Here is a 9529-nt window from a genome sequence, read left to right as displayed (position 1 = left end):
AAGCCAACTTTTAGGCATAGTAAGTGTTAACGTTTCTGGCTCAGATGCCGTCAGAAACAATTCGGGTAGCACATCATCCTGACGACGCATTGATAGTATTACCCCAATACGTAATAGACGAATTAATACTTCAGCCAAATGTTGATGAACACCTAATTGCGAAAATGCATCAGTATCTATATCTAGACGATGGCAACTCACCAACGCTGCTATAAGCTGTTTTTGCGCGCGCGTGTACCCTGGCATCACACTATTATCTAATATATATGCGCTATGAAGATGATACTCTTTAAAATCAATCAAAAGGCCAATTTCATGCATAACAGATGCGGCTTTAAGCGCATCACTTCCGAAACGCATATCGACAGACCAATAACCTTCAAGCTGATTTAAAAAACCATTGCTAATTTCAAAGACACGCTGAGCTTGCAAGTTGTCTACATGATAGCGCGAAATAAAGCAGTTCAGGGTACGCTTTCTAATATCTGCCACACTCAGGTCATCGATCATGCTATATAAGACACCTTCACGCAGTGCCCCGCCAGCCAATCCCATGTATTCAATGTCCAATGATTCAAACAACGCAATCAAAATTGCTAAGCCTGAAACAAATACCAACCTTCTCTCTTCACTTAACCCCGGTAGATCAAGCTGGGGAATTGTCTTACATTGAATAGCGAGTGATTTGATGTGATAAAGCTTGTCCAATGACAGGTATTCATCCAACCCTAATGCAGAAAATATTTCCTGTATTGCCTGAACCGTGCCCGATGCACCAATGGCAAGCTCCCACCCGACTTGCTGAAAGGCAGGAACATGGGGACCTACCGTGCTTTTAGCCTCTGCAATAGCATTCGCAAAGTTCTCTTCGCTTAAGCGATCGTCTTTAAAAAACTTTTCAAGATAGGTCACACACCCCATATTTAGGCTGTGATAAATCTCAGCATCAAAACCTCTACCAATAACAACTTCGGTACTGGCACCACCAATATCTACCACCAGTTGCTTGCCATGACACGCAGAGGTATGCGCAACGCCCTTGTAAATAGTGCAAGCTTCCAATTCACCACTAATAATTTCGATTTTATGGTTCAGTATACTTTCAGCCCGCTGTTTAAATTCTTGCGCATTCGTCGCCAAACGTAATGTAGCGGTGGCAACAATTTTGATATTTTGCGCTGGAATATCCTGCAATCGCTCTGCAAATAAGGATAGACATTCCCACCCGCGCTCCATCGCCTCTTGTGATAAAACATATTGTTCATTTAGCCCTGCGGCTAATCTCACTTTGCGTTTTACTCTGCCAATCGTATGGACCCCTCCAGCCATATGTTTTGCAATTAACATATGAAAACTGTTAGAGCCCAAATCTATAACGGCATATACATTATTCAGTGGTGAGTTGTATCCCACGCTTGTGACCTCTACTTACCTTTACTACTTTTAACTGTGCTTAGGCGATGCTTTTTTATAATTACCTTGGCGTCGTGTATTTCCACGCTTTCTAGGGCCTGATTGGTAATTTCTACGATGTTGCTTTACAGGCGCTTTTAAATCATCTAACAATGCTGATTTATCATACTGAGAAATAGGGATTGCATGCTCGATGTATTCCTCAATCTCATGTAGGTTGTAAGCATATTGTTCACACGCAAAACTAATCGCATGACCCGATGCACCAGCTCGACCGGTACGTCCAATTCTGTGTACGTAATCTTCTCTGTCATCTGGCAGATCAAAATTGAACACATGGCTCACTTCAGGAATATGCAATCCTCGTGCAGCAACATCCGTCGCTACCAATAAGTCCAATTCACCTTTTGTAAACCTTGTCAGAATTGATAAACGCTTTTTCTGATTCACATCGCCTGTCAATAAGCCGACACGATGGCCATCTGCTTTTAACCATTCATAAACGTTTTCACAGCTATGTTTAGTATTCGCAAACACAATTGCCTTCTCAGGCCAATCTTCCTCAATTAGAGTCAGAAGTAAAGGCAATTTGTCCTCTTGTGAAGGTTGGAACAGCTCTTCTTGAATGCGCTTGCCAGTTTTAACATCTGGCTCAATTTGAACATGGATAGGGTTGTGCATATGCTCAAAAGCGAGCTCTTGTACGCGATAAGATAAAGTCGCTGAGAACAATAAGTTCATGCGCTCTTGCGTACCAGGCATGCGGTTAAACAAATACCTAATGTCTTTAATGAAGCCCAGATCGAACATTCTATCTGCTTCATCCAATACAACGACTTCAATACTGTTTAAATTGAATGCGCCTTGTTTATAAAAATCAATCAGCCTTCCAGTTGTGCCAATTAAAATATCAACACCTTTTTCTAACTGCGCCCGTTGTTTTTCATATTCTTCGCCACCATATACTAATCCTAGATTTAATTTACAGTGCGGTGCGATAATTTGAGCATCTTTGTGAATTTGAATTGCAAGCTCTCGTGTCGGTGCCATGATAATAGCTCGCGGCTGTCCTGATGCTTGCTGCTCTGGTTGCGTTTGCATTAAACGATGACAAGTCGCGGTTAGGAACGCCAATGTTTTACCTGTTCCTGTTTGCGCTTGACCCGCAATGTCCCTGCCTTCACATACGTAAGGCATACACTTTGCTTGAATTGGCGTACAATGTTCGAAGCCATTCGCTGTTAAACCGGCGACCACTTCCGGTGCTAAAGCAAAGTCTGAAAATTTCGTGTTGGTCAAATGTGTCTTAGTCATAGCAATAAAGCATAACGTTTAAACTTGCAATAAGAAACAAGAGTGTTTAAATACGCACTAAATAATTCGCCAAATTTCTATCGGAGAACGTAATGAGCGACAAAATAATTCAATTAACTGACGATAGCTTCGAAGCTGACGTACTAAATGCAAGCGGCCCTGTTCTTGTGGACTTTTGGGCTGAGTGGTGTGGTCCTTGTAAAATGATCGCGCCAATCCTTGATGAAGTTGCGGAAGAGTTTGCAGGTAAAGTGAGCATTGGTAAACTAAACATTGACCAAAATTCAGGTACACCTGGTAAGTTCGGTATTCGTGGTATCCCTACTTTACTTCTGTTCAAAGATGGTGCTGTTGCTGCGACTAAAGTAGGCGCATTGTCGAAGACTCAACTTGTTGAGTTCTTAAACGACAACGTTTAATACTTCTGCGAAAAAGCCCAAACACGATATGTTTGGGCTTTTTGTTCACTAACTAGCGACCATTTATTAGATTAATGGATTTATTTTTTGTATAAAGACTGGACGACTCGCTAGCTAGCTGCTAACTTATAGAGCCACTAACCTTTTATCAAATATCAACTCAATCCCTCGTGCGACGAGAAGACAAAGTTAATTAAAGAACCCACCAATATGCATTTACGCGAACTTAAAGACAAGTCAATAAATGAGCTTGTAAAACTTGCCGAGTCAATGGGACTCGAAAACGTAGCCCGTCTAAGAAAACAAGATATTATTTTTGCTATTTTGAAAGCGCATGCTAAAAGCGGCGAAAACATTTACGGCGGCGGTGTTTTAGAAATTCTCCAAGACGGCTTTGGCTTTTTACGCTCTTCCGAAGCTTCATATTTAGCAGGACCAGATGACATCTATGTATCGCCGAGTCAAATCAGACGCTTCAGTTTGCGTACTGGTGATTCAATTAGCGGTCTGATCCGTCCACCTAAAGACGGCGAGCGTTACTTCGCACTTTTAAAAGTGAACGAAGTTAACTTTGATAAGCCAGAAAACTCTAGAACAAAGATCTTATTCGAAAACTTGACGCCGATTCATGCAAATGAGCGTCTAGTTATGCAGCGTGGTAATGGTAGTACTGAAGATATTACAGCGCGTGTATTAGACCTTGCCTCACCGATTGGTAAAGGTCAACGTGCACTTATCGTAGCGCCACCAAAAGCTGGTAAAACAATGTTGCTACAAAACATTGCGCAATCTATCTCTTACAACAACCCTGATGCAACCTTGATGGTACTGCTTATCGATGAGCGTCCGGAAGAAGTGACAGAAATGCAGCGTTTAGTACAAGGAGAAGTTGTCGCTTCTACCTTTGATGAACCAGCGAGCCGTCACGTGCAAGTTGCAGAGATGGTTATTGAAAAAGCAAAACGCCTTGTAGAACACAAAAAAGACGTGGTTATCTTGCTTGACTCTATCACTCGTTTAGCACGTGCATATAACACCGTTATTCCTTCATCAGGTAAAGTCTTAACGGGTGGTGTTGATGCAAACGCACTACATAAGCCAAAACGCTTCTTTGGTGCTGCGCGTAACGTTGAAGAAGGCGGCAGCTTAACCATTATCGCAACGGCACTGATTGATACCGGCTCTAAGATGGATGAAGTTATCTACGAAGAGTTTAAAGGTACTGGTAACATGGAATTACACCTAAATCGTAAGATTGCTGAAAAGCGAGTGTTCCCAGCGATTGACTTTAACCGTTCAGGTACTCGTCGCGAAGAGTTATTAACGAAGCCTGATGAGTTACAAAAAATGTGGATCTTACGCAAGATCGTACATGAAATGAGTGAAATAGACGCCATGGAATTCCTTATCGACAAACTGTCGATGAGTAAAACGAATGATGAGTTCTTTGATTCCATGAAGCGAAAATAGTGAAGAAACCTGCTCCGGCAGGTTTTTTTTCGTCTAACACCAGCTTGGATTTCTTTTTGAACTAGACTATACCTATTAATCTAATTGGAAAAAGTCTAGTTTTTAAACCCATAGAAAGGAGTATCAAGTATATGCGTTTAAACGTCGGTGTTGTTAGTACCACGTGCGCCAATATTGTCATTACGGTAGCTTGCGCCGCCTACTTTGATTTCACTTTAACCGCAACACTTCTTCTCTGTACTCTCATGGTCATCAGTGCAACGATGATTTATTACACCATTTCAAAGTATCATGATAAAGGCGGTTATCTCGATAACTTAGTGAATGCCTTATTGGCTGAAACGCATATTGATCTAACGTATCGATTTGACGACCAAAATAAACACATCCCGCCAGCTTGTTTAGCACTTAATGCGGGCTTAGCGACAATTGAACATCTGATCTGTGAAGTGTATACCTGCTCAGCACGACTCGCACCGATGGCAGATGACCTCAGGGATACGTATGCATCAATGACACAAAAAGCCACCATACAGCATGCTCATGGCGAAGATCTCGCGGAATCAATTAATCGCATGTTGGTGGTTTCTCGAGAACTTGATGAAAATCTGGAAAAAATTTATAACTCGGTCGAAAGTGCCACTGAGGCTGTCAAAAAAACGCGAATAGACACTGACAACAGCCAACAAAGTTTGCTGAGTCTTGCCAGCCATATTCGCCAAACTAGCGAACAAATTGAAACATTAAAAACGGACAGTGATGCCATTAGTGCCGTTATCGATGTGATCAACTCAATTGCCGAGCAAACCAATTTACTTGCGCTAAACGCTGCAATTGAAGCCGCTCGTGCCGGTGAACAAGGCCGAGGGTTTGCAGTCGTTGCAGACGAAGTTCGTAATCTAGCTGCGCGTACCAGTCAATCAACGCAAGAAGTCCGTTCCATGGTAAGTAAAATACAGGCGGGCACTGACAGTGCACATTCGTTAATGTTGCTCGCACTAGAAGAGACTGATAAAACAGTGCAACTGTCGGAAGAGTCTACCAAAGAAGTTGACCAAATTGAGCATGCCATGTTAGATATCAATGCGATGTCGCACAGTATTCACGCTCAAGTGTCTCAGCAAAAGCTGGTATCAGATGAAGCGCAATCAAGTATAGAATCTATGGTAGAGCTTAACTCTGATGCATTATCAAGCTCAAAAATCCAAGCCGTTTCAAGTGCCGATTTGTTAAACTTATCCTCCAGCATTCATGAAAAGCTCAGTATTTTCAAAACTGAAACACCTGATCCTGATTTAGACCCTAGGGTTGATAAAAGCCGCTCTACCCCCGCAGCGGCACCCGTTACAAGCCAACCCAAAGCACAACCTGATGACTCAGACTCCAGTGACATCGAATTGTTCTGAGTAGGCTTGCACCTTCAGTTCATCACACAAAATCAAAAACAAATCTTGATATTGTGCCTGCTTTTGCTCTTTAAGGGCTTGCTCAAATTGTTTCGCTATGTCAGCAATGGCAGTAAAACCAAACACGGCCGCCGCACCAGCGATTTTGTGACAATGATATTGTAACCCATCATGATCTGAGTCTTGCCAGAGATCAATTAACTTATATCGCTCTTGCTCTAAAGTTGATGCAAAACTCTGTTTCAAGTCACTCATATCTAAGCACATTTCAGCATGATTGTTTTGCTGTTCATTCTCTTGTAATTCTTTGTGCAACACGGTCACTAACTTGTTATGCTCAATCGGTTTGCTTAAGTGTCCACTAAAGCCATTTTTAAGATAATAACTTATTTCATGTTCCATCACATTCGCAGTAAGTGCATAAACAGGCCCCTCATATCCTGCTTGGCGAAGTAGTTTAAGTGCCTCCAAACCATCCATTTCTGGCATTTGTATATCCATCAGTACTAAATCAGGAAAGCTACTTAAACACTTTTCTACAACCTGTCGACCATCCGCTGCCGACTCAACTTTCACACCAAGTTGATGCAAAATCCGCTCAAATAGCGCACGATTATCATCATGGTCTTCCGCGACCAATACTTCACCACTAAACATTGCCGCAGGCCTTACCTGAGATTGTTGTGCCGTATTTTCACAATGTGAAGCATTTAAACGTTTGCAAGGAAGCCAAAACGAAAACCGACTGCCTACATGCAGTTCACTCATCGCTCGAATGGTCCCCCCCATCATGTTGGCTAACTGCTGAGATAAGCTTAGGCCCAATCCAGACCCGCCAAAACGGCGAGAGATACTGTTATCTCCCTGCTGAAAGTAATCAAAAATTTTATCCAATTGCTCACCAGACATCCCAATCCCTGTATCCGTTACTGTAAATCTGATCCCCCCTTCTGAAGGTTCTGCTATCAGCTCGACATGCCCTTTATGAGTGAATTTTATGGCGTTACTTAGCAAATTAATAAGTACTTGTTTGACGCGTACATAATCTAGACACACCCAATAGGGTGTCTCCAGGTGATGATCAACGATTAACTCGAGTGATTTTTCAATGCAGGGATGGTGAAACATATCCGTAATGTCGGTGAGTAGTGCCTCTACATTAAACTCGGTCATTTCTAACTCAAGTTGCTCAGCTTCTATCTTACTCAGATCTAGTACATCACTAATCAATTCTTTTAAATGCACACCCTGCCTAAGCAGCACTTCCAGCGGCTCTTTCAACTCAAGGTTGTGCTGATTTTCACGCAACATATTTTCACTGTACCCAAGAATTGCGGTCAATGGTGTTCTAATCTCATGACTGATATTTGCTAAGAACTGGCTTTTTATTTGATTTGCACTGCGCAGTTGGTCTGCAGTCTTTTGCAATTCCGCCGTGCGCAATGCAACCTCATGACGCAAATCCAGTTTGGCCTTGTGTTCAAGGCTTCTTCGATACCAAGCAATGGATGCTAATAGTGCAAACCCAACCACAAGCATGCTCATCCAAATCAACTGCTGCTGTTGTTTACTCTTGAGCTCTTGAAGCTGCTGGGCTTGTTTTAATTTTGCCAACTCTTGGCTTAGCTCGCTCTCTTCAAATTGCTTTTGATATTTTTCAGCTTCTGAGAATAACGCCTGATTTAGTAGCTGTGTCCGCGCTTTGTTATATTCCACCATAATCGACAAAGCATTGGCTGTTTCACCTTGTGCCGCTTTTGTCAGTGCAAAAAGTAACATGGACTCTTTTTCTCGTAAGGAGCTACCTAAATCGCGACTTATTTCCATACTTCGCTGAGCAGCTTCCATTGCCGCTACAATCTGGCCTTTGATTAAATCTACCTGCGCTTGTACATGAAGTGCTTCAGCCATATTCGCCAAGTTTCCTGATTTTTCGGCGTAATATATTGCGAAGTTTACTTCCACTTCAGCCCGTTCAACCTCACCTAAAACCACACTTACTCTTGCCAAGTTTGCATACTCATAAGAAAGATGTTTAATATCATTGGCCGCTTCATAATAATCTACGGCTTTTTGCAAAAAAGTACGTGCTTCCTCATATCGCCCAGTATGGGTATACATCACACCCAGATTAGCCTGAGCTAACGCAAGACCATAGCTATCAGAGAGCACATTGAATAATTTTATGGCTTTGAGAGACAACTCTTCCGCTTTTTCGTATCGCAGCAAACGAATATAAACACCTGCAATATTGAGAATAATATCGGCTTCATCTTGATCGTCACCATGGGTTTGATATATCGAATACGCCTCAGTAAACGATGACAAGGCACCGATTAAATCATGCATCTGTAAACGCGCTAGCCCAAGGTTATTAAGAATGTGGCCAAGTTCAATGGAAGGTAAATGCAGTCGCGCCAGCACCAATGCTCGTTCATATTCAGTGACCGCCGCTGAAAAACCACCAGAGTGGTACCAGCCAATGCCTTGCATTTTCATTGCTTGATATAAGAGTTCAGGGTCAAGATCACCATCCACGGACAGTTCCAACTCTTTAAAATAACCTATACCATCTGTAATTTGGCCAGAAGAAAAGGCGGCACTGCCCATATTTTGAAGTAATGTAATACGCTGTTTTGACAATAACATAGGGTGATTAAGCAATTGCTCAGTCGCCATTTTCTTTTCTTGCCAATCATCTAGTTGCGTAATATTTTCGATTTGCTGTTGTAACGACTGAACCTCACTAAGCGGCTCAGTTGCCATGGTGTAAAAACTGAATCCTAATGCCACTATCAACATACAGCATGTCTTTATAACTGCCATCCGTGCTAATCCCAATTTGCAATAGCGTAATATTTAATCAACAATATCCTATGCAATGAAGATACACTATGTTTACAGACCGAACAATGACCAACCCATTACTAGATGTTATTTTTGAAATTCTCTCCACTGGAACACACTACAAAGTTCATGAGTTAGCAGCGCAGATCACCTCACATAAGGCGCTCCCTAACTTAGACTCTGATCCACACAAAGAATTGTTTAAGAAAAACTTTTTAATCATGAATGCGCTATATCAATTACAAAATGAACTACATGAATATGGTCATCACTTGCACGTATCAAATATGGATATCTACCTTCATCAAGCCGCAGTGGATACACCCAATTCAAACGCACCTCAAGTTGAAAGCTCAGCAGCGCTTAGACATTATTATTTAGATTGGAGCAATTATGAAACAAGTGAAGAGGACATCGAAGCATTGTTAACGAGCTTTTGGCAAAAGTATCTCCTCACTACCCCAAGCCTCGGTTCTGAAGCGCGCGCACAGTTACAAAAAAAATGGCAGCTACCAACACAGTATTCTGCAACTGAACTGCAAAAACGATGGCGTCAGCTAGCCATCGAAAACCACCCTGATAAAGGCGGTGATGCAGCCATCTTTAAACAAATAAAGCAAGAATATGAGCAGCTCAAAAGCACACTATAAGCTGCTCTTA

Annotated in this window: 7 protein-coding genes (1 of these 7 cut by a window edge); 4 read left to right on the top strand and 3 right to left on the bottom strand. The window is 42.1% G+C overall.

From position 1 onward, the window contains the following. Both gppA and rhlB read right to left on the bottom strand, forming a co-directional pair. Positions 1-1413 carry the 5' portion of a guanosine-5'-triphosphate,3'-diphosphate diphosphatase gene (gene gppA, locus JF50_RS20745; RefSeq protein ID WP_039611270.1) on the bottom strand. 90 nt of this gene lie to the left of the window's left edge, so only the first 1413 of its 1503 coding nucleotides appear in the window; the start codon lies at positions 1411-1413; its stop codon lies off the left edge, out of view. Between the two features lie 30 nt (positions 1414-1443). Further along, positions 1444-2727, bottom strand: coding sequence for an ATP-dependent RNA helicase RhlB (rhlB, locus tag JF50_RS20740; RefSeq protein WP_039611269.1), 1284 nt, complete (start codon positions 2725-2727; stop codon positions 1444-1446). A gap of 92 nt (positions 2728-2819) precedes the next feature. Between rhlB and trxA the strand changes: the two genes are divergently transcribed. From trxA to JF50_RS20725, 3 genes are all read left to right on the top strand, one after another. Further along, positions 2820-3146 carry a thioredoxin TrxA gene (trxA, locus tag JF50_RS20735; protein WP_039611268.1) on the top strand — a complete coding sequence of 109 codons (327 nt, stop codon included), beginning with the start codon at positions 2820-2822 and terminating at the stop codon, positions 3144-3146. A 210-nt stretch (positions 3147-3356) separates the two neighbouring features. Then, positions 3357-4616, top strand: coding sequence for a transcription termination factor Rho (gene rho / locus JF50_RS20730; RefSeq protein WP_023399073.1), 1260 nt, complete (start codon positions 3357-3359; stop codon positions 4614-4616). Between the two features lie 131 nt (positions 4617-4747). Continuing rightward, positions 4748-6022, top strand: a complete 1275-nt coding sequence (locus JF50_RS20725; protein ID WP_039611267.1) for a methyl-accepting chemotaxis protein — start codon at positions 4748-4750, stop codon at positions 6020-6022. On the opposite strand, the gene JF50_RS20720 is transcribed toward JF50_RS20725, so the two are convergent. Further along, complete coding sequence (locus JF50_RS20720; RefSeq protein WP_080760316.1) at positions 5993-8848, bottom strand: ATP-binding protein; 2856 nt, start codon at positions 8846-8848, stop codon at positions 5993-5995. The two genes, JF50_RS20725 and JF50_RS20720, sit on opposite strands and share 30 nt — an antisense overlap. Before the next feature lie 68 nt (positions 8849-8916). Here JF50_RS20720 and JF50_RS20715 point away from each other — a divergent pair, with 68 nt between their 5' ends. Then, entirely contained in the window at positions 8917-9519 is a 603-nt protein-coding gene (locus tag JF50_RS20715; RefSeq protein WP_235423488.1) for a DNA-J related domain-containing protein, read from the top strand. The last annotated feature ends 10 nt before the right edge of the window (positions 9520-9529 follow it).

Source organism: Pseudoalteromonas luteoviolacea (genome assembly GCF_000814765.1).
In the GTDB taxonomy this organism is placed as follows: Bacteria; Pseudomonadota; Gammaproteobacteria; order Enterobacterales; family Alteromonadaceae; genus Pseudoalteromonas; species Pseudoalteromonas luteoviolacea_H.
This window is presented reverse-complemented; position numbering and strand designations above follow the sequence as displayed.

What these genes read in the sequence shown, in the direction of transcription:
- JF50_RS20715 (WP_235423488.1), top strand. Translation starts at nt 8,917, where the DNA reads ATGTTTACAGACCGAACAATGACCAACCCATTACTAGATGTTATTTTT.
- JF50_RS20725 (WP_039611267.1), top strand. Translation starts at nt 4,748, where the DNA reads ATGCGTTTAAACGTCGGTGTTGTTAGTACCACGTGCGCCAATATTGTC.
- JF50_RS20720 (WP_080760316.1), bottom strand. Translation starts at nt 8,848, where the DNA reads ATGGCAGTTATAAAGACATGCTGTATGTTGATAGTGGCATTAGGATTC.
- rho (WP_023399073.1), top strand. Translation starts at nt 3,357, where the DNA reads ATGCATTTACGCGAACTTAAAGACAAGTCAATAAATGAGCTTGTAAAA.
- trxA (WP_039611268.1), top strand. Translation starts at nt 2,820, where the DNA reads ATGAGCGACAAAATAATTCAATTAACTGACGATAGCTTCGAAGCTGAC.
- rhlB (WP_039611269.1), bottom strand. Translation starts at nt 2,727, where the DNA reads ATGACTAAGACACATTTGACCAACACGAAATTTTCAGACTTTGCTTTA.